Raw genomic sequence first — 19,667 nt, 5'->3', positions numbered from 1 at the left:
AAAGCGTCTAGTTAACGACTACTTTATAGGTGCGGGTAGTAGCCCTTTCTTCGACCGAGAGCAGGTAGACACCGGGGGTGAGTTTACCCGTAGTGGAGAGAATTAACTCGTCCTGTCCTTTTGCTTGGCGATCTACTGAGATGGACGTACCTGTTAGGGTGCGAAGCGTAACCCGAGCGGTCTGTGGATCATCAACCTGCACGTGAATAGCTGATGAACCAACGGGGTTAGGATAAACGGTATAACCGTCTTTTCCTACCAGAACGCTTGCCGGACGGAAGGCGGTGGTATTGCCATTCAGGTCGATCTGCTTGAGTCGGTAATAGCTCGTACCACGGAAGGGTTTTTCATCGACGATCTGATAGGTACGGATCGAGTTAGAGGCGGAAGCCACATCCCTGACCTGTGCCACGGTTTCAAACGTCTGAAGATCCTTACTACGTTCAATGATGTATCCTGCATTGTTTACTTCCCGGTTGGTTTTCCAGGTCACTTGCACGTGTTCCTGAGGAAGTACCTTGGCTTCGAAGGAAACCAGGCTCACGGGTAGACCACCCTGTACTAAGGCCGCCAATGTAAAGTACTCACCATTTTTCAGAACGGCTTTAGCATAGTTATAGGTAACACCATTGATCGTTTGGGTGTTGGGTACCATAGGAGTAAAGCGGTCGGTTGCTTCAAAAGTCGTATCCGTACTTTGCACTAACGAAAGATTGGTCAGTCCTGCCGGCCAAGCTACCCGTACCGTATCTACATTCTTTGTATTTTGTACTTTCCAGACCGCATTAAATAACGCGTTCACACCATGTCCCAAACTGTCCTTATAGTTAGCCGGAGTTTTAGCTAATCCATTATCGCCCCAGATCAGAAACTGACCGTTAGAGAGCGAAGAGGTGTTGGCCGCATTCGTACTATCCAACCCGATGGTTCCAATCAGTATTTGTTGCCCATTATTGACACTGATGGACTGCCGCTGATTCAGTGCCGAATTCACGTCATTAGCGATCCCAGCAATGTTTTTACTATACTTTGCATTTGTTGTGGCATTCCAAACTACCGCAGATGAACTGCTTAAATAGTTAGCGGCTGTAGTATCAAAATCTTTTCTCAAGGTAATGCCGTACTTGAGGGCCAGGTACGAGTTGATCCGCTGTTTTTCGTCGCCCGTAGAGTTTTGATGGTCGCTGCTGTAGGCAAACACTTCCGAAATTCCTCCCTGGAACAATTCATATCCAGCTGAGGTAAGGGAAACTCCTTCCGAACCAATGGCAAAGTTGCGGTCGTTATTTAATTGTCCAATGTTATAGACACCCGTACTGTCCACTCGGCCATTGGTGTTCAGGTAAATGCCATTCTTGCCGCCTCCTCTCCACGACATGCCTGCAAAGTGTACGGGAGTTGTGGTCAGGGAAAGGTCTTGAGTAAGGACCGTTCCATTATCCCTTGTAACGTAATATAAATTATCGCCACGGACAAGGTTCGGGTCATCATCACCCCAGCCGTAGGGGGTACGCCAACCACCCGCTGCGGAGTTGAACATCACACCATAGGTAGAACCGGCACTGGTGTTGGTGGGGAAATAGTCATCATTCAGACGGTAGAAAAAGTCGTTGGTACCGTCAAAATAATAGAAGGGGTTAAAGTTGAAGAAGTAATTCTTACTGTCCCCTGCATAACTTGCTTTCGTAACCAGATTAGGTTGATAGGCCGCATTATTGGTCTGGGTAACATCGCGTCCGTTTCCTGATACGTCTTTCCATACACTTTTAGTACCGGGGGTACTGGTGCCATCGTTGGCTTTGTGCCACATCATCAGGTTAGCAACCACTCCGCCAGGGCCCTGTAACGATGCAGCCAATGTAAAATATTGTCCATCGGTGAAGGTTACGTCAGCGTAGTTGTAGGTGACCCCATTAATGACCTGAGTGTTAGAAGCCATAGAAATGGGGGTGTCGTTTGAATCAAAGGTCGAATCGGGACTCTGAATCAAGGAAAGGTTGGTCAGTCCTGATGACGGCCAGGCAACCCGTACTGTACCTACACTACCCGTATTCTGAACTTTCCAGATGGAGGCAAACCGATAGTTGACCCCTGATACGCCTGCTAAGGCAACGGATGGCGATTTGGCCAATCCGTTATCACCCCAGATCAAGTACTGACCGTTGGAAAGCGAAGAGGTGTTGGCCGCATTGGTATTGTTTAACCCGGTAGTTCCAATTAAAATCTGTTTACCAGCGTTAGTGCTCCAGGATTGTTTCTGATCAAGAGCTCCATTCATATCCAGAGCAATTCCAGCAATGTTAGAACGATTACCCGAGTGGTTAGCACTAGTCCACACTACGCCACCAGATGAGTTTTTATAATCTCTGATTCCGGCTGCGTAGGTGGTACCGTATTTAATGGCCAGATAGGTTTCAACCCGATCCATCTCTTCGGTAGTAAGCACGTTTTCAAAAATCATCATTTCATTGAGCTGCCCATTGAGGGGTCCGTAATCACTATCATATCCGATCCGAACGTCACGAGCATTGACATCCTGAATAGCGTTGTTGATCTGACTGCCTGAGTAAGAAACTCTGGTACCGTTGAGGGATACGGTAGCTGCTGCATACGATGCATTGCTTCCCGCACCATTTTGCCAGGAAGCCCCCGCCGTGAAGAAAGAAGTTGGTTTCTGCACGTTACTACTTAACCCCTGATAGCCTGGACCACCCGTGAAGAAGAGTAACTTGTAATTACCTGCGTCATTGTAAAAGTGCAAGCCGGGGTAATTATTCGAAGCATCAAAGCCAAAGAAGCCATTACCATTCAAGGTGTTGGTGTATCCTGCGGCATAAAGCGTCCCATTAACGCGATCAATGATGTTGACACCAGCTCCTGGCTGGTAGTCCATGTATTTATTGGCAAAGGTAACCGTAGGATTGAAGTTGGCCAGAGTAGTCGTATTAGAATAGATGGGACGGTACCCGGCATTAGTTTGGACGAGGTTGTAACCCAGTCCCTTGTAGTCGTTCCATTGATAGACCCCTTCACCGGAAGTTACTGGAGTGGTTCCGGCATTGGAATAAAGATTAGGAGCGTCTGCCCGCCACCAGGCGGCGATTGGCACACCACCAGGCAATTGAGCCATAGCGTAGTCTTCTACCAAAAAAGGCAAGGCGATTACGGCCAAAAGAAGTCGTAAATTTTTCTTCATAAAAAGAAAAGGTTTTAGTAAATAAATCTAGAAAGGCGGACATCAGACGTTGAGTTGTACAGGGCGTAAATCTATAAGCTTGATAGGAAGAGGATAGATGAATATCTAGTCAATAAACAGCTGAAATCTATTCATATGGTAATTTTATAAGTCTAATTCTGGTTTTGAAGCCCTCAAAACTCGTAGGCCCGGCCATTCTGTCTAATTCCTGACATGATTGATTTTCAGGTAATCATCAAAAAATTAACTTCCTGAAGTAGTTCAACTACTACCTGCGTCTCTCGGTATAGGGTTCTCTATTATTTTATTTTTAGTAATATGACATGAGCATATTTTTAAGCTGGATTTTTAACCTACCTAAGAGAAAGATAAAGACGAGTTAGAATTAAATTTTTGAACAAGGCTTGATAAGGCCGTTTCATCACCCAGGAATTGATTGTTCAATCGGGATCAAGCAGGCTTCTATAGCCAAGCAGAGCGATGTACGGATGTTCGTATCTTATCAGTACGGCAGGTGATTTATCAATATTCCTTCATTTATAATTTGAAGGCTATCTGTGAAGAAGTTGAAAAGAATTAGGTAATAGGAATGGATAAATATTTTGCCCTATAATGAATCCCATCCGCAAGGTCTATATGCAAGCTTAGGTTGTTGAATCTTATAGATTTGGACTTTATGGTTCTCATTCTAAAAGTCCAAAATCACTTACAAGCCTGCCAATAGAATCTTTACTAGTATAGCTTATATACGTTGTGTAAACGCCGTTACCCCAACCAAACCACACATCGCAACATTGAAATCATCTCTCTCCTAATAGATACAGTAGCTGTGAACGAATATGCTTATACGTTAATTCCACTTTGTCCGTAACAATGTTGTAATGGTCTTCTTCCTACTTTGTAATGGTCTTCTTCCTACTATTATCTTCATACGGAGAGAAGGAGGGGTGTTCATCCCTCCTTGTGACATTATCTAAAATTAGAGTTCTGCCTATTGCTTCGTCTAGATCTATTCAAGTAGCAATTGGTCTGAGATGCCTTTCCAGCTTGATACGTTGGAATGACCTTGCCGTCTTCGGAAAATACTTACTTTAGCCATCCTCTACAGGGGCCCTCCGTCCTGCGAAAAACAACGCATAGAAAGGCTATTTACTACTTTTTTAGTAGATTTGTAGTTTTCGATGGTTTATCTAATCTTCTTGAACTAATAGGTTAATTATGAGCAAATATGACGAGTATCAAAAGCAGATTATAGATAGAGAAGCCCAGGGGCTTCATCCCTTGCCGATTGATGGAGCTGAGTTGATGTACGAGGTCATTGAACAGATCAAACACGCTGGCCACGAGCATCGGGATGAGTCACTTCAATTCTTTATTTATAATGTATTACCCGGCACTACCAGTGCAGCTCGTGTAAAGGCAAAGTTCCTGAAGGAGATTATTCTGGGTGAGTCGGAAGTAAAAGAAATTACCCCCGCTTTTGCTTTTGAGCAGTTGTCCCACATGAAGGGCGGTCCTTCCATTGAGGTATTACTGGATTTAGCCTTAGGCGATGATCTTGCCATTGCCACACAGGCAGCTGAGGTTTTAAAAACGCAGGTATTCCTCTACGACGCAGATACCGACCGTTTAGAGCAGGCTTACAAAAACGGCAGCGAAATTGCTAAAGATATTCTTGAGAGTTACGCTCGAGCAGACTTCTATACCAAGTTACCTGATATCCCCGAAGAGATTACCCTGGTAACTTTCATTGCCGGTATTGGTGATATTTCTACGGATTTACTTTCTCCCGGCAGTGATGCTCACTCACGTTCAGACCGTGAACTGCATGGCCAGTGTATGTTTGAGCACAACAAAGCACAACAAGCCGCACTGAAGGAACTCAAAGCTCAACATCCTGATAAAACAGTTATGCTGGTGGCTGAAAAAGGCACCATGGGCGTAGGTTCTTCGCGGATGTCGGGTGTAAATAACGTGGCTCTCTGGATTGGTAAGCAGGCTAGTCCTTATGTGCCTTTCGTGAACATTGCTCCGGTAGTAGCCGGAACCAACGGCATTTCTCCGATCTTCCTGACTACGGTTGGCGTAACGGGTGGTATTGGCCTGGATCTTAAAAACTGGGTGAAGCAGTTCGATGAAAACGGTAAGCTTATCGTCGATGCGGATGGTCAGCCCGTGTTAAAGCAAACGTATTCGGTGGATACCGGAACGGTGCTTACGGTGAATACCAAGACCAAGAAGCTTTACAAAGATGGCCAGGAGGTAATGGATGTGAGTTCAGCCTTCACGCCTCAGAAAATCGAGTTCATGAAAGCCGGTGGTTCTTACTCCATCGAGTTCGGTAAAAAATTACAGACGTTTGCGGCAAAGACGCTAGGTATTACGGCTCCAACCGTGTTCGCTCCTTCGAAAGAAATCTCCATTGAAGGGCAAGGTTTGACGGCGGTAGAAAAAATCTTCAATCGCAATGCGGTGGGAACCTCTGGTGCTACCTTACACGCCGGTTCTTACGTTCGGGCGAAGGTAAACATCGTAGGCTCGCAGGATACGACGGGATTAATGACGGCTCAGGAGCTGGAGTCTATGGCTGCCACGGTGATTTCTCCCATCGTAGACGCTGGTTATCAATCGGGTTGCCACACGGCATCAGTTTGGGATAGCAAATCTCAGCAGAATATTCCCCGACTGATGAAATTTATGAATGATTTCGGTCTCATCACGGCCCGTGACCCCAAAGGAGTTTATCATTCCATGACCGACGTAATTCACAAGGTTTTGAATGATATCACGGTAGACGACTGGGCGATCATTATCGGGGGAGACTCCCATACCCGGATGTCAAAAGGTGTGGCCTTCGGTGCTGACTCGGGTACGGTTGCTCTGGCACTGGCTACGGGTGAAGCTTCTATGCCTATTCCTGAATCGGTTAAGGTAACGTTCAAGGGTAAAATGAAGGATCACCTGGATTTCCGGGATGTCGTGCACGCTACCCAGTTACAGATGCTGAAGGAATTCAATGGTGAAAACGTATTCCAGGGTCGGGTAATCGAAGTACACATCGGTACCTTACTTTCAGATCAGGCCTTTACTTTCACCGACTGGACGGCAGAGATGAAAGCCAAAGCTTCGATCTGTATTTCTCAGCCTGAAACGCTCATCGAATCATTAGAGATCGCGAAAGATCGCATCCGAATCATGATCGAAAAGGGCATGGATAATGAGAAGCAGGTACTGCAGGGGCTGATCGATAAAGCTGATAAGCGAATTAACGAAATTAAATCAGGTGAGAAGCCTCCTTTGACTCCTGATGATAATGCGAAGTATTACGCAGAATTCGTAGTTGATCTGGACATCATTGATGAGCCTATGATTGCCGATCCTGACGTAAATAACGTGGATGCCTCGAAGCGATATACGCACGATACCATTCGCGACCTGACCTATTATGAAGGCGAAAAACACGTAGACCTGGGTTTTGTGGGCTCCTGCATGGTACACAAAGGAGATATCAAAATCGTTGCCAAAATGCTCAAAAACCTGGAAGAGCACTACGGGAAAGTAGAATTCCAGGCTCCGTTAGTAGTGGCGGCTCCGACCTATAACATCATCGCTGAATTGAAAGAGGAAGGTGATTGGGATGTACTGCAAAAGTATTCCGGTTTCGAATTCGATGATGCGGCTCCGAAAGTAACGGCTCGCACCGAATACGAAAACATCCTCTATCTGGAGCGTCCCGGTTGTAACCTGTGTATGGGTAATCAGGAAAAAGCAGAGAAGGGCGATACCGTAATGGCTACGTCTACTCGTTTGTTCCAGGGACGTGTGGTAAAAGATTCAGATCGTAAGAAAGGAGAATCTTTACTGGCCTCTACGCCGGTGGTGGTTCTTTCTGCCATTCTGGGTAGAACTCCTACAATCGAAGAATACAAAACGGCAGTGAAGGGAATCAAGTTAACCCAATTTGCCCCACCTGTTCAGAAAATGACGACGAGTTCCTCCGCGGCTCATCAGCTTTCTTTCTAAGGATCTTAGTAAGGTTTTCTGATTAGGGAAAGACCCATCGGCTTTATGCGGATGGGTCTTTTTGTTGAGGTTTATGCGACTCTTCTTTCCGCTTATCTTGAGCATTGCTAAAAGACTTCACGTTGTAGGGTGGACCCATCCAATACACCCATAGCTGATAGTTTTTAATTGGGTTTTCTTTCGTGCCTTTCCCTCATACGCCGCTACGCATTTAACATTTTTATAGGACACCTCATTAGATTTTTTGTATTTTAGATTATGCTTATCAGAGAATAAGTATCCTCTAAACGAAAAGATCATCCTATGCTTCGTCTCATTCGACAGGCATCACTGCTCATTGGATGCCTGGGTTGGTTCCCGGCAACAGCCCAATCTCCTGTACCGGACGAGTTAACACCGATTTATACGGAAAAATTACCGGATATATAGGTGAAAAACTGGATGCTTCGTATCAGAACCGTATCCTGGCACAAGACGTAGATCGTCTCGTATCCCCGTTTCGTGACCGAACCGAGACCCGCTGCTGGCAGAGTGAATTCTGGGGTAAATGGTTTACGTCAGCCGTACTGGCTTACCGGTACAAACCGGAGCCCACCTTGAGAGCTAAACTTGATAAAGCAGTTCAGTGACTTATCGCTACGCAAACCCCGGACGGATACATTGGAAACTACAGCGAGGCCAGTCAACTGGAGCAATGGGATATCTGGGGAAGAAAATATTGTATGCTGGGTTTGCTGGCGTATTATGATCTTACTCAGGATGCCAAAAGCCTGACGGCTGCCCGTCGGTTGGCTGACCACCTGATTCAGCAATTAAAAGAGAAGAACGTTCTATTGGTACGAAAAGGGAATCACCGGGGCATGGCCACGTCTTCCGTACTGGAGCCCATCACGCTACTTTATACGCGTACCAAAGAACCCAAATACTTACAGTTTGCGGAAGAGATTGTTCGCCAATGGGAGTCGGCGGATGGTCCACAGTTGATCGCCAGGGCGGGCGTTCCCGTATCTGAGCGTTTTCCAAAACCACAAAATTGGTTTGGTTGGGAGCAGGGTCAGAAAGCATACGAAATGATGTCCTGTTACGAAGGCCTGTTGGAGCTGTACCGGGTCACGGGCAAAGCCTCGTATCGTGAAGCGGTCGAAAAAACTTGGCAGAATATCCATGATACGGAAATTAACCTGGCAGGCTCGGGGTCTGCGGTAGAGTGCTGGTTTGGCGGGAAAAAGTACCAGACGATGGCCATTCACCATTATCAGGAAACCTGCGTTACGGCCACCTGGATTAAGCTGAACCAACAATTGCTAAGGTTGACAGGGGAAGCCAAATACGCTGATGCCATTGAACAGACGTATTACAACGCATTGCTGGGATCGATGAAACCTGACGGCTCTGACTGGGCCAAGTATACGCCGCTCATGGGCCAACGACTGGAAGGTTCCGAGCAATGTGGTATGGGGCTAAACTGTTGCGTGGCCAGTGGCCCTCGTGGACTTTTTACGTTACCTTCCACGGTAGTTATGCAAAGTCAGCAGGGTGTACAGTTGAATTTTTTCGTACCCGGAAGTTATACCTTCAAAAGTCCGAAAGGTCAGGTTGTCACGGTGAAATGCCAGACTCGTTATCCCGTTTCTGGAGACATCCATTGGAAAATAGAAATCCCCCAAGCAGAAGATTTTGCCGTTGATGTACGGATCCCCGAATGGGCGGATTCGTATCAATTGTTGGTAAAATCTCAGGAAGTTTCGGGTAAGAAAGGGACATACAAACGCCTGAAACAATCCTGGAAATCAGGAGACGAGATCACGCTGAATCTGTACCTTCAGGGAAAAGTAATTCAGATGGGGATTGAACCGCAACAGGTGGCAATTGTAAGAGGCCCGATTCTGCTGGCACGGGATGCCCGCTTACCAGGTCCAGTGATTGATGCTACACTGAGCCCTATGATGGACAAAACAGGTACGCTGAAACTCGATCTGGTAAAGGAAAACACGGATGGAATCTGGATGCAGTTTCAGGGATCGTTTATGCCAGAATCATACAAAGAAGGGCCGGGAAACCCCGTATCGGTTATTCTGTGTGATTATGCGTCGGCAGGAAATACTAATGATGCACGTTCGAGATTTCGAGTCTGGTTGCCTCAATTACTCAATCCCCAGAAACTCTAATATTTTTTGCGAGCTGCTAGGGAAGCTTGCTGAAAAGGTTAAGATGAAGTCGTCCGCGAAATAGTCGCGGACGAACAGGGGAGTTACTTCTGAGACTATGAGCCATTCTTTTTTTCAAGAAGCTGCTTTATAAGATCTAAATTCAGAAGATATTGTTCTTCAATAGGTACAGGCTTTCTTGACACTTTGTTAATATTCTGGCCCTCTTTTGTCCATAGATAAGGATAAAAGTTAAAAACTGTATCGCCGTTCAGTTTCTCCACGTCACTCTTCCAGTTTTTCCAGCGAAGGTCTTTATAAAACGTAGCCAAGTCGCCGTTAAAGCAAAAATGCAAGAAATCGGTATAGGTGAGGTCCAGGGGCACCCATTCCAGCTGATCAGGGGATAAATAATAAACTTTACCAGCATCACTTCCCAAAGCCCCTCCATTTACCGCGAAAAAACCTCCTGCAACATCATCAGCTATCAGGAGAACCCCAGGCCGTTGGCCAAATTCCTTGAATGATTTTCCCTTGTTCCAGTCAGGAAGGGAACGATTAAGTTTAGAGCAGCCAGACCCTAGAACACGTATCCACCCATGATCAATGAGTAACCCACCTGTGGCATAAACAATCGCTCCCATTGGAGAACGCGTAGTTACTTGTGTTTTATACAAAGCGTCTTTTGCTCGGTTTGTATTACAGGGGAGAACTTGTACTTTGTTTTTGGCCTTACTGATCCACTCCTGCACGAGGGGCCATCCTGAGTCGGTTTCATTGATAAGCTGTTCAAGCGGACGCATTTTGTTTTGTGCAGATGCCATCAGGGTTAATAGGGTGAGAACAAGAACCGTGCTTGTTTTTCTCAAAAAGCTTTGAAAATGGCGGAGGTCAACAGCGTTATTACTCATTCGTTTGGATGATAGGGGAAGCAATACTTTTAATCGTAAAATCTTAGACAGTAAAAATAGATCATGATCTTATGAAGTAATTGATCTCCAAATAATTTGTCGTTTTCTGATCTGACTCCAGCTTTTCAAAAACGCTAGTAATGTAGTCGTAAGACTGAGGTACGTCCGGGGAAAGTTCCTGGGTTATGGGTTTGTTTTCACCGTACGAAGAAGTGAATTTTTTCCAGACACCACCCACCGTTAGGGAGGTTTCGGGTAACGACAATTTGGTTTTACTTTTACTATTGGCCATAATAACCTGATAGGAAGAACCTTCTTCGGCAATTTCGTACACCTGATATAGATCCATAATGGGTACTATGGTGAACGACTTTCCAACGGGAATCATAATAAAGCCATTTAAATAGGATTTTGATTCCTGTAGTTTGGGAATGCCGGTAATGATCGTACTGGACGTAAGTTTACCTTTTTCATCCGTTCTTAAAGAGGCCAGACGTTGGGGTTTGTATTGCTGATAACAACTCTGGAGCGATTCGTCCAACTTCGACAAAACTTCGGCTTTTTCCGTCTCATCAAGTTTGGAAAGAGCCATTTCCAGAAATAAAATCATTTGCTGTTTGGCGAAAAACACACCAGATACTTTAGACAATTCGGCCTGAGTAATGATATCGTCTTCAGCTTGGGTAAACAGGTTATAAAAGCGACCGCCATTATCCAGATCACGAAGGGCTTCTTCAAAGGTAGTGTAAGGCTTAATTTCCTCCATAGGTTAGAATTGCAGATGTGGAATGGTAGATGTCCATGTCGTTAGGCAATATTAGGTAACCACATGAATGCACCCAAGTAACCATTCTTCCAACGCTGGTAATCATGGAAGAATGGTAATACCGCAGCCCTATAAATGTCCAGCCTTCAATTCTTGAGCGGCATGGTGAACGGCTCGGGCCGTTAGGGCCATGTATAATAGCGAAGGACTTTGGTTTCCCGTGCTGGTCATGCAGGCTCCGTCGGTTACAAATACGTTGGGCACCGTGTGCATCTGGTTATGAGCATTCAGTACCGACGTTTTCGGGTCTCGGCCCATTCGTACACCTCCCATTTCGTGAATATCCAGTCCGGGAGCCTGCTTGTTATCATGGGTTTCGATGTTCGTGCAACCCGCTTTTTCCAGCATGGCCTCGCTTTCCCGCAGAAAATCCTGCGTCATTTTCTCATCGTTTTCGTCATAACCTACCGAGGTAATGAGCCGTGGAATCCCCCAGGGATCCGTCTGATCCGAACTCAGCCGTACGTGATTGCTGGCTTTCGGAATGGTTTCACCCTGCATGTACATGTAAATCTGCCAGGGGCCGGGCTCGGTCATGGCCCGCTTGAATTCCGCCCCAAAACCAGAACTTTGGGCTTCCAATTTTCCTTTACTTCGATACGCTCCCAGAAAGGTGGTGAAACCACCCAGGTAATCGGTATCCTGCGTGTGCAGATTTCGGTAATTAGCAATGATAGCATCGGTAGGATTTCGGCCAAAGTAATACCGATCCGTGAAGCCTGGCATTTCTGCGTGTAGACTAGCCCGGTAATTATGAAAAGCAACGTATTTGCCTAACAAGCCGGAGTCATTACCCAGTCCATTGGGAAAGCGGGAAGAGCGGGAGTTTAGCAGAATAAGATTACTGTTCAACGCCGAAGCATTCACAAAAATAATTCGGGCTGAAAAATCAATGGTCTGCCGGGTTTCGGCATCAATTATCCGTACGCCCGAAGCTTTTTGGGTTTGGGAATCGTAAAGAATCGAATGCACTACCGAATGCGGACGAATGGTAAGTTTTCCCGTTTTCTGGGCCCAGGGCAGGGTAGAGGATACCGAGCTGAAATAGCCACCGAAAGGACACCCCCGCATGCACAGGTTACGGGCCTGACATTGCCCCCGTCCCTGTTGCCGATGAATTTCTTTAGGCTTGGTCAGGTGAGCCCAGCGGGCCTGCACCAGATGCCGATTAGGATAATTTTTTTTGATGGATTGCTGAAGAGCGGCTTCTACGCAATTCAGCTGAAAAGGCGGCAAAAACTCACCATCAGGCATGGCTTCGATGCCATCGGCATTGCCGCAAACGCCAATAAAATTTTCGACATGGGTGTACCAGGGAGCTATGTCTTTGTACCGAATGGGCCAGTCAATACCGTAGCCAAAACGTTGGGGAGCAGTAAATTCAAAATCACTCCAGCGTTGACAGGCCCTTCCCCAGGTCAGGGATTTTCCACCAACCTGATACCCGCGAATCCAGTCAAAAGGCTTTTCCTGAATATAGGGATGATCCTGATCGCGGATGAAGAAATGAGCATTATCCGAACCAAATCCGGCGGCTTTACTAATAAGCGGATTTTCTTCAAGAAAGGCCTTACTCATCCGACCCCGATGCGGAATCTGCCAGGGATGCAAATGAGCCGTTGGGTAATCTTTGAGATGTTCCACGGAACGACCCCGTTCCAGGACCAGCGTTTTTAATCCTTTGTCACACAGCTCCTTGGCTGCCCAGCCACCGCTGATACCAGAGCCAACAACGATGGCGTCGAATGTAGCTTCTTCTTTCACTAAATACGTATGCTAATAAGTGTTCATATAAACATACTTATTTATTATTGAAATTTAATAAGATAAAGAATAGCTATTTATCGAAAGGGTTTAATCTTCGATTGCTTCAATACCCAGTTGCTTCAGCCGTTCCAAATGATCCTTCATGGTCTGAAGTTGTTCGGGAGAGTGGCCTTGCCAGGTGGTTATTTCACCCACCACCCGGAAGGCATGTTGCGAGCGGTACGATTGGGTAGGGTTTCCTGGAAATTTCTTATCAGTTAAGTTGGGGTCGTCTTCGATGGGGCCGGTGGGTTCAACGATGTATATTCGCTCACGTCCGTCGCCAGCAGCCAGTTCGGCTCCCCAGATGGCGGCATCCAGCGTAGCGGTTAAATAGATGAACTTGGCTTTGTTTCTCTTTCCGTAGTTAGAGTGAAAACCCGGTTGAATCAAGTCTCCGGTTTTCAGATCGGCTTTGGTGCCGTGGTAATAGGACTTGGTTGTGGATTCGGTGTTTAGGCTCATGTGATTCGGATGGGTGACTTTTAACGAGGGCTAAAGTGCTAAATTGAACATTTGTGTTTTAATTCCCCTTCTTCTTTGCAAAGCCCCGTACATTAGCATTAATAATAAAACTGGGACAAAACAGTGGGACTTTTAGACTTTATATTCGGAAAATCGACAAAAATTGAAAATGAATTCTTTGGAACAATGTTATTTCTTGAGGATAAAAAAGACGCATTAAATAGTTATTTTGAATGTAAGCGACATTTTAATCCTTCCAACAAAATAATAGAAATCGGAATAGACGGAGAAGTGTCGGGTCCGACACAAAAACAAATTGACTTTTTCAAAAGTATTGAGGCCAATTATTCCATAATTGCGAAAGCAATTTCACCTTTAATTGAAGATGAATTTGGGAATCGGAAAGAGGGTTTTAAAATCAATGACTTTAATAACGAGTTTGAACCCGTTTACCTGCGACTTCCAAGATGTGAAGACAAACCGATAGTTTGGGAAATTGCTTTTGAATCTGACCACGACAGAAATCATACTTTTACATTAACAATGTCGGACTTTGACGCAAAAGAAATGTTAATTGATGGATAAGTTACTGATACTATCAAAGCTTTTGCGTTATTCGGGTGACGTGTAAACTTGTAGCTTTGTGCTTCATGTCCGAACCCTGCGTTACCCCGCGTTTGCAACGCGGATTTAAGAGAGGCACGTCGCAGACGTGCCCCCAACCCAAATCTATTCCTTCACCGTCTTCAACTGAAAATTATCAAATACAGCCGTTCCTTCACCCTTGGCAATTACCCCAACCCGAACGGCCCGGTCCCAGGGCGGCAAAAACGCTCCATCGACGGAATCGAATACCTGGGTGTTTTTTTCGTTGATGAGGTATTTGAAGGTAATGTCTTTGCTATTCTTTACCTCAGCTTGCAAGACTACCGTTTTAGCACTCGTTATCGGAAGCGTTTGGAGGACTTTATCTTTTCCTTTTTCACGTTTCCAAACGAGCATTTCACCTTTTCGAACAGAAATCCCCACCACATTCTCATCATCTCCGATTAAACTCAAACCACTACTTAACCCCTCTTTTGTGGGCACTTCCACCTGTACCTGAGCGGTATAGTTGCCCGTGTACGTTTTACGGGCCAGGTAAACGCCAGCCTGTTCAGGAATAGCTTTTAACTGAAGTTTTCCTGCCTTGACCTGATACTCGGGGCGATGAAAGACCGACCAGTTCCATTGATTGGAAAAGCTGGAAAAATCATCTTTCACCAATGTAGGTACCTGATTGGGCGTGGCAAGGGGAGTTTTGAATGCTACCCAGCCATCAGGTGTAAATTCGAATTCCCGCAAGACTCCCTGACGACCTGAATAAGCAGTACTTTTCGTGCTGTAGGCATGGTAGAGGAAGTAATACTTTCCGTCTTTTACAATGGGTGTACCATGACCGGGACATTTCCAGTTTTCATCCGAAATCAGAATAGGGTTTCCCGAAAACTTCTCCCAGGGGCCTAATAGATTTTTGGCCCGGGCCACGCCCGAAACGTAAGTGCAACCTTCTCCGCAACAGCCTGCTGCCGCGTAAAAAGCATAGATATATCCACCGTGCCGCATCATCGATACGCCTTCCACCAGGTTGGATTCCCAGGGTTGATCGTTGCGGAATAATTCCTTTTTCTCGCCTAGCAGAGCCGTCCGCTCTTCGTTCATTTCCTGAATCCAGATGGGTGTTGGCTGACGAATACTGTTGCCGTCTTCCTTCCAGATCAGATGTAGTTTACCGTTTTCATCCCGCATCGGAAAGGCGTCAATAGAGCCATCTGACTGGCATACCAACGGCCCGTGATCCTTCCAGGGACCTTCGGGCTTATCAGCACTGGCTACACCTACGCACAGGTTTCCACCTTTTTTATGAGCGGTATAATAGGCATACACTTTACCTTTTTCATAGGAAATTTCGGGTGCCCAGAAGTAATAATCCGCCCAGTCGGGAAGCTTGTTGAAAATATAACCTGCCGTTTGCCAGTGAATTAAGTCTTTGGATTTTAACAGCGGAAATTCTGGAGCCCAGTTAGAAGAAGTAGCCGAAGCCCAGTAGGTATCTCCAATTTTGGTAACGGAAGGATCGGCATGATCGCCCGGAAGAACGGCTTGCTGCTGAGCAAAAGCAGTTACTGAAAGCGTCAGTAACGAGGCAATGAGTAAGGATTTCATAGGTTTAGCATAAACGGATGAACTAGGCATAGCCCATCCGGCAAAAAATAATGGTAAAACTAGTAGTGACTGTCCAATAATGATACTTAAAAGTAAAATAGGAAGACCGTGAGTTCGTTCGAAAGAACCGTTGAAGGAGACCTTTGCTGCAACATTCCCTCTCGTTCCTACCAATCCTACCTGTCGTTATCCTCGCAAGCAAAGCAACCGGGAAGGTCCAATTTCCAGGTAATGCTACATCCTTTGCCTGCTATTTGAAAAAACATTATTCAAGATAAAACAAGCCCAGTTACTTTGCGGGGACAAATTCTGCCTCTGCCATGGTTGTACCTCCTAAATACAGTTGGTTTCGATTATTGTTTGTCTGGAAAGGTTCTATTATTGAAAAAATCTATCCCAGGCTGATCGGTCTCTTTCTTTTCTGCTGCGTCATTGTGTACTTGCGGGGAGAAATTTTTGACTATAAGATCGCCCTCAACCCAACTCCTTTTTCTTTGATTGGCGTGGCGGTTGCTATCTTCCTCGGTTTTAGAAATAGTGCCAGTTACGACCGTTTCTGGGAGGGTAGAAAACTCTGGGGGGCCTTAGTGCGGGAGAATCGCTCGCTGGCCCGGCAGGTGACCACGCTGACGGGGTTACCTATGCAGTCCAACGAACTTTCGGCTTTTATTCACTTGCAAATTGCGTTTGTCTATGCCCTGAAACACCAGTTACGGTCCACAGACCCACGACCTGATTTGGAGCGGAACTTACCCGAATCTTTAGTAACGCAGGTGATGCAGGCTCGCTTCAAACCTATTTTTCTATTACGGGAAATGGGCTTCTGGCTTCAAGAACAACGGCTAGCCGGAAAGCTGGATTCAATTACCCTGACCACCATTGACCATACGCTTAATCAGCTTTCGGCCATTGTAACGGGCTGCGAACGTCTCGTCAACACACCCATCCCTTATACGTACAATGTATTACTGCACCGTACGGTTTACATCTATGGCTTATTATTACCCTTTGGCCTGGTTGATTCGCTGGGCTGGATGACGCCCGTTATTGTGGTTTTTATCGGTTATACCTTCATCGCGGTGGATGCCATCGGCAGTGAAATCGAAGAACCCTTCGGCACCGAACCCAATGACTTGCCCCTCAACGCGATGTGCCAAATCATCGAAGCCAGTGTATTGGAAACCATTGGGATAATCCTTCCGGTCAATACTAGTTTTTCCTCGAAGTTGATTGTGGATTAGTGACAAAAAGCGACTGTACCCGTTGAAGACTATCCGTGCAGATAATGTCGGCTCCGGTAAGAAGAGCGTCCTGATACTGAGCTTTTGCTTCAGCAAAAGGCAGGTGATCCACGGTATTATTAGCTCCCCAGGAAGTCATGATTCCCATTTGGTGAATGCGGTCATAAAAGGCTGCCGGCTGAACTTGCGAAGGAGTTAAGGCCACAAGGTTTTCGTAAGGAATGCCGGATGTAGTGATGGCATCAATCGCTTTTGCATCATTGAAACCCAGAGCAATCATTAAGGAGGGGTATTGCCGATGAAGCTTCTGAGCTTCGGCCACGGTATAACAAATAACAACGACATCGGTAACCATCCGGTGTTTGACCAGCGTCTGCATCAATCGTTTCGGATCCGTGCCGGGTTTCATGTCCAGAAAAAGAACTATTTTATGCTTAGCGAAAGTCAGTAATTCGTCCAGCTTAGGAATTCGCTGGCCTTTTAATACCCGACCGCGTTCGTCTTTCAATTCCAGTTTTCGTAATTCCTGATACGTGAACTCATTCAGATTTCCTTTTCCCGTCGTAGTTCGCTCCAGGGAAGCATCGTGCAGAAGCACAAGCACGCTGTCTTTACTCATGCGTACATCAATTTCCTGGGTAGCACACGGCGATAGTTGATAGGCGTGTTGCAGAGCCGCCAGCGTATTCTCCGAATACCCTGAAACCGGGGTCGTTCGGTGAGCCATGATGAGCTTTTTATTCTTTTCCCACTTAAAGTACTGTTGAAGCGGCTCGTTTTTTTTACGGCAGATAGGCTGGAAATCAGGGTGACCCGTCAGGAGTATACAGGTCAGAAAAAGAAAGCGAATCATGATCTGAGAAGAAATTTTAGCAAAAGACGGTATTCTTTTTCAATTCCTTAGTTTTACTTCCATCCATGAATTAACTAACGCTCCTTCTATCTACGATGAAACAGGTATTACTAACGGGTGGAACAGGATTAATCGGAACCCGACTAACGCAATTGCTTTTCGAACGCGGGTATAGCGTCGCTTACCTGACGCGTGGCAGCAAGAGCGAAGCAAAGATTGATCCCAAAGTCAGGCAATACCGCTGGGATGTGCGTAAGAATATGCTGGACGAGCAGGCTTTGCTCGATAGCCAGTACCTGATTCATCTGGCCGGAGCGGGCATTGCTGAAGGTCGCTGGACGGAAGAACGCAAACGGGAGATCATTGACAGCCGGGTGCAGACTATGGAGCTTATTACCCGAAAATTAAAAGATTCAGGACATCGCTTTGAATCGTTTGTCTCGGCTTCGGGCATTAGTTACTACGGAGCAGACACCGGAGCAGAACGGATTTCGGAGCAACACACTCCCGGCGTTGATTTTCTTGCTGATGTAGTAATCAAATGGGAAGCGGCGGCTGACCAACTACAGGCTCTGGGCATTCGTACCGTAAAACTACGCACGGGCATTGTGCTGGATACCAAAGGCGGAGCCTTGAAAAGCTTTCTGATTCCGGTACGATTGAACCTCGGTTCACCGCTCGGTAGTGGTGAGCAGTTCATCAGTTGGATTCATACCGATGATCTTTGCCGGATGTACATCGAAGCCCTGGAAAATGCTTCGTGGACGGGGGCTTATAATGCCGTTGCTCCCAATCCGGTAACGAATGAAGAGTTGGTGAAAAAAACGGCGGCTGTTTTACATAAACCTTACTGGGCTCCGAATGTACCGGCCTGGGTATTAAAGGCCTTATTTGGGGAAATGTCGATTGCCGTTTTAGGCGGGAATTATATTTTGAATCAACGCATTCGGCTGGAGACGGATTTTGAGTATGAATACCCGGAATTAGAGCCAGCCCTAAAAGCTATTTTGACTTAGTTTGAGCAGGTACTTGTAGGCTGCGGCTACAACCGTAATGCAGGGAATCTCAAACGCTAATCTTCTGAAACGATGGTTTGGTTTATTACGGGTTGTTCTTCCGGCTTTGGAAAAGAACTGGCCCGACAATTACTTGAGAAAGGCGAGCAGGTGGTAGCCACCGCCCGCAATCTGGATAGTCTTCAGGATCTGGATTCTGAAAAGCAGTTACTTAAGCTTTCCCTGGATATTACGGATCAATCTGCCGTGGAATCCGCAGTGAAGGAAGCCATCAGCCGTTTTGAGCGGATTGATGTGCTGATCAACAATGCCGGGTACGGCTTGGGAGGAGGACTGGAAGAAGCTAGCGACGAGCAAATTCGGGCTCAGTTTGAGACAAACGTGTTCGGAACCATTCAAGTAACAAAGGCCATCCTGCCCCTGATGCGTGAGCAGAAAAGTGGTTATATTCAGGTACTTTCGTCCATTGCAGGCTTAGTTTCAACCCCTGGCTTTGCCTATTACAATGGCTCTAAATTTGCTCTGGAAGGCATGTTTGAAGCTTTACAACAAGAGGTAAGACCTTTCGGTATCAAGGTAACCATCGTGGAACCTGGCCCTTTCCGTACGGAATTCGCCGGATCATCCATCAAACTGGCTGACCCGATTCCAGCGTACGCAGAAACGGCGGGGAAAATTCGTAATTACTTTGATAAAACGAATGGGAATCAGCTAGGAGATCCCGTAAAAGCCGCCGGAATTTTGATTGGTCTGGTTGAAAGGGATGAGCCTCCGTTGCGATTACTACTGGGCAACTGGGCCGTTGATCGCTATACTCAAAAGCTCGAAACCGAACTGAAACACATCAAAGCCTGGGAAGAGTTAAGCCGATCAGCGGATTTTGATGACTAAGGTACTGATGATGAGTAGTATTTTTATGGATACATTTTCTTGACAACTTGTCTCGAAAATGTATCTTTGTTTATATACTTAACTGGA

General features: G+C 46.2%; 14 protein-coding genes. 7 read left to right on the top strand and 7 right to left on the bottom strand.

All coding sequences use genetic code 11. From position 1 onward, the window contains the following. Positions 1-7: 7 nt before the first annotated feature. Positions 8-3,196, bottom strand: coding sequence for a T9SS type A sorting domain-containing protein (locus QE357_RS18225; protein ID WP_309710464.1), 3,189 nt, complete (start codon positions 3,194-3,196; stop codon positions 8-10). Between the two features lie 1,218 nt (positions 3,197-4,414). On the opposite strand from QE357_RS18225, the gene QE357_RS18220 reads away from it, so the two are divergent. From QE357_RS18220 to QE357_RS18210, 3 genes are all read left to right on the top strand, one after another. Then, positions 4,415-7,219: a bifunctional aconitate hydratase 2/2-methylisocitrate dehydratase gene (locus QE357_RS18220; protein ID WP_309710461.1), complete on the top strand. Its 2,805-nt coding sequence runs from the start codon at positions 4,415-4,417 to the stop codon at positions 7,217-7,219. Positions 7,220-7,560: 341 nt separating this feature from the next. After that, positions 7,561-7,848: a hypothetical protein gene (locus QE357_RS18215; protein ID WP_309710459.1), complete on the top strand. Its 288-nt coding sequence runs from the start codon at positions 7,561-7,563 to the stop codon at positions 7,846-7,848. A gap of 3 nt (positions 7,849-7,851) precedes the next feature. After that, the gene (locus QE357_RS18210) at positions 7,852-9,387 is read left to right on the top strand and encodes a beta-L-arabinofuranosidase domain-containing protein (RefSeq protein WP_309711410.1); all 1,536 of its coding nucleotides are present in this window, start codon (positions 7,852-7,854) and stop codon (positions 9,385-9,387) included. 95 nt (positions 9,388-9,482) lie between these two features. Here the strand turns inward: QE357_RS18210 and QE357_RS18205 are convergent, their stop codons facing one another. The 4 genes from QE357_RS18205 to arr all read right to left on the bottom strand — a co-directional run bounded on the left by QE357_RS18205 (position 9,483) and on the right by arr (position 13,374). After that, on the bottom strand, positions 9,483-10,277 hold the full coding sequence (locus tag QE357_RS18205; protein ID WP_309710456.1) for a DUF2625 domain-containing protein: 795 nt from the start codon (positions 10,275-10,277) through the stop codon (positions 9,483-9,485). A 61-nt stretch (positions 10,278-10,338) separates the two neighbouring features. Beyond that, entirely contained in the window at positions 10,339-11,043 is a 705-nt protein-coding gene (locus QE357_RS18200; protein ID WP_309710453.1) for a hypothetical protein, read from the bottom strand. 129 nt (positions 11,044-11,172) lie between these two features. Next, on the bottom strand, positions 11,173-12,867 hold the full coding sequence (locus QE357_RS18195) for a GMC family oxidoreductase (protein WP_309710451.1): 1,695 nt from the start codon (positions 12,865-12,867) through the stop codon (positions 11,173-11,175). Positions 12,868-12,957: 90 nt separating this feature from the next. Further along, complete coding sequence (arr, locus tag QE357_RS18190) at positions 12,958-13,374, bottom strand: NAD(+)--rifampin ADP-ribosyltransferase (protein WP_309710449.1); 417 nt, start codon at positions 13,372-13,374, stop codon at positions 12,958-12,960. Between the two features lie 123 nt (positions 13,375-13,497). Between arr and QE357_RS18185 the strand changes: the two genes are divergently transcribed. Next, the gene (locus QE357_RS18185; protein WP_309710447.1) at positions 13,498-13,959 is read left to right on the top strand and encodes a hypothetical protein; all 462 of its coding nucleotides are present in this window, start codon (positions 13,498-13,500) and stop codon (positions 13,957-13,959) included. A gap of 144 nt (positions 13,960-14,103) precedes the next feature. Here QE357_RS18185 and QE357_RS18180 read toward each other — a convergent pair whose 3' ends face one another. Continuing rightward, complete coding sequence (locus QE357_RS18180; RefSeq protein WP_309710445.1) at positions 14,104-15,579, bottom strand: family 43 glycosylhydrolase; 1,476 nt, start codon at positions 15,577-15,579, stop codon at positions 14,104-14,106. A 320-nt stretch (positions 15,580-15,899) separates the two neighbouring features. On the opposite strand from QE357_RS18180, the gene QE357_RS18175 reads away from it, so the two are divergent. Next, positions 15,900-16,820 (top strand): bestrophin family ion channel, encoded by a 921-nt coding sequence (locus QE357_RS18175; RefSeq protein ID WP_309710442.1) that lies wholly within the window; start codon positions 15,900-15,902, stop codon positions 16,818-16,820. On the opposite strand, the gene QE357_RS18170 is transcribed toward QE357_RS18175, so the two are convergent. After that, positions 16,789-17,673, bottom strand: coding sequence for a glycerophosphodiester phosphodiesterase family protein (locus tag QE357_RS18170; RefSeq protein ID WP_309710440.1), 885 nt, complete (start codon positions 17,671-17,673; stop codon positions 16,789-16,791). The two genes, QE357_RS18175 and QE357_RS18170, sit on opposite strands and share 32 nt — an antisense overlap. Before the next feature lie 95 nt (positions 17,674-17,768). On the opposite strand from QE357_RS18170, the gene QE357_RS18165 reads away from it, so the two are divergent. Together QE357_RS18165 and QE357_RS18160 are read left to right on the top strand one after the other, a co-directional pair. Then, the gene (locus QE357_RS18165) at positions 17,769-18,689 is read left to right on the top strand and encodes a TIGR01777 family oxidoreductase (RefSeq protein ID WP_309710438.1); all 921 of its coding nucleotides are present in this window, start codon (positions 17,769-17,771) and stop codon (positions 18,687-18,689) included. A gap of 72 nt (positions 18,690-18,761) precedes the next feature. Next, positions 18,762-19,580, top strand: coding sequence for an oxidoreductase (locus tag QE357_RS18160; protein ID WP_309710436.1), 819 nt, complete (start codon positions 18,762-18,764; stop codon positions 19,578-19,580). The last annotated feature ends 87 nt before the right edge of the window (positions 19,581-19,667 follow it).

Origin of the sequence: Siphonobacter sp. SORGH_AS_0500 (genome assembly GCF_031453245.1) — a bacterium.
Lineage (GTDB): Bacteria > Bacteroidota > Bacteroidia > Cytophagales > Spirosomataceae > Siphonobacter.
Note: the sequence above shows the minus strand (reverse complement) of the source record. Positions and strands in the feature narration are given on the sequence as shown.

Excerpts from the sequence above, each read along its gene's own strand:
- QE357_RS18225 (WP_309710464.1), bottom strand. The coding sequence starts at position 3,196 with ATGAAGAAAAATTTACGACTTCTTTTGGCCGTAATCGCCTTGCCTTTT.
- QE357_RS18220 (WP_309710461.1), top strand. The coding sequence starts at position 4,415 with ATGAGCAAATATGACGAGTATCAAAAGCAGATTATAGATAGAGAAGCC.
- QE357_RS18215 (WP_309710459.1), top strand. The coding sequence starts at position 7,561 with ATGCCTGGGTTGGTTCCCGGCAACAGCCCAATCTCCTGTACCGGACGA.
- QE357_RS18205 (WP_309710456.1), bottom strand. The coding sequence starts at position 10,277 with ATGAGTAATAACGCTGTTGACCTCCGCCATTTTCAAAGCTTTTTGAGA.
- QE357_RS18200 (WP_309710453.1), bottom strand. The coding sequence starts at position 11,043 with ATGGAGGAAATTAAGCCTTACACTACCTTTGAAGAAGCCCTTCGTGAT.
- arr (WP_309710449.1), bottom strand. The coding sequence starts at position 13,374 with ATGAGCCTAAACACCGAATCCACAACCAAGTCCTATTACCACGGCACC.
- QE357_RS18180 (WP_309710445.1), bottom strand. The coding sequence starts at position 15,579 with ATGAAATCCTTACTCATTGCCTCGTTACTGACGCTTTCAGTAACTGCT.
- QE357_RS18175 (WP_309710442.1), top strand. The coding sequence starts at position 15,900 with ATGGTTGTACCTCCTAAATACAGTTGGTTTCGATTATTGTTTGTCTGG.
- QE357_RS18170 (WP_309710440.1), bottom strand. The coding sequence starts at position 17,673 with ATGATTCGCTTTCTTTTTCTGACCTGTATACTCCTGACGGGTCACCCT.
- QE357_RS18165 (WP_309710438.1), top strand. The coding sequence starts at position 17,769 with ATGAAACAGGTATTACTAACGGGTGGAACAGGATTAATCGGAACCCGA.
- QE357_RS18160 (WP_309710436.1), top strand. The coding sequence starts at position 18,762 with ATGGTTTGGTTTATTACGGGTTGTTCTTCCGGCTTTGGAAAAGAACTG.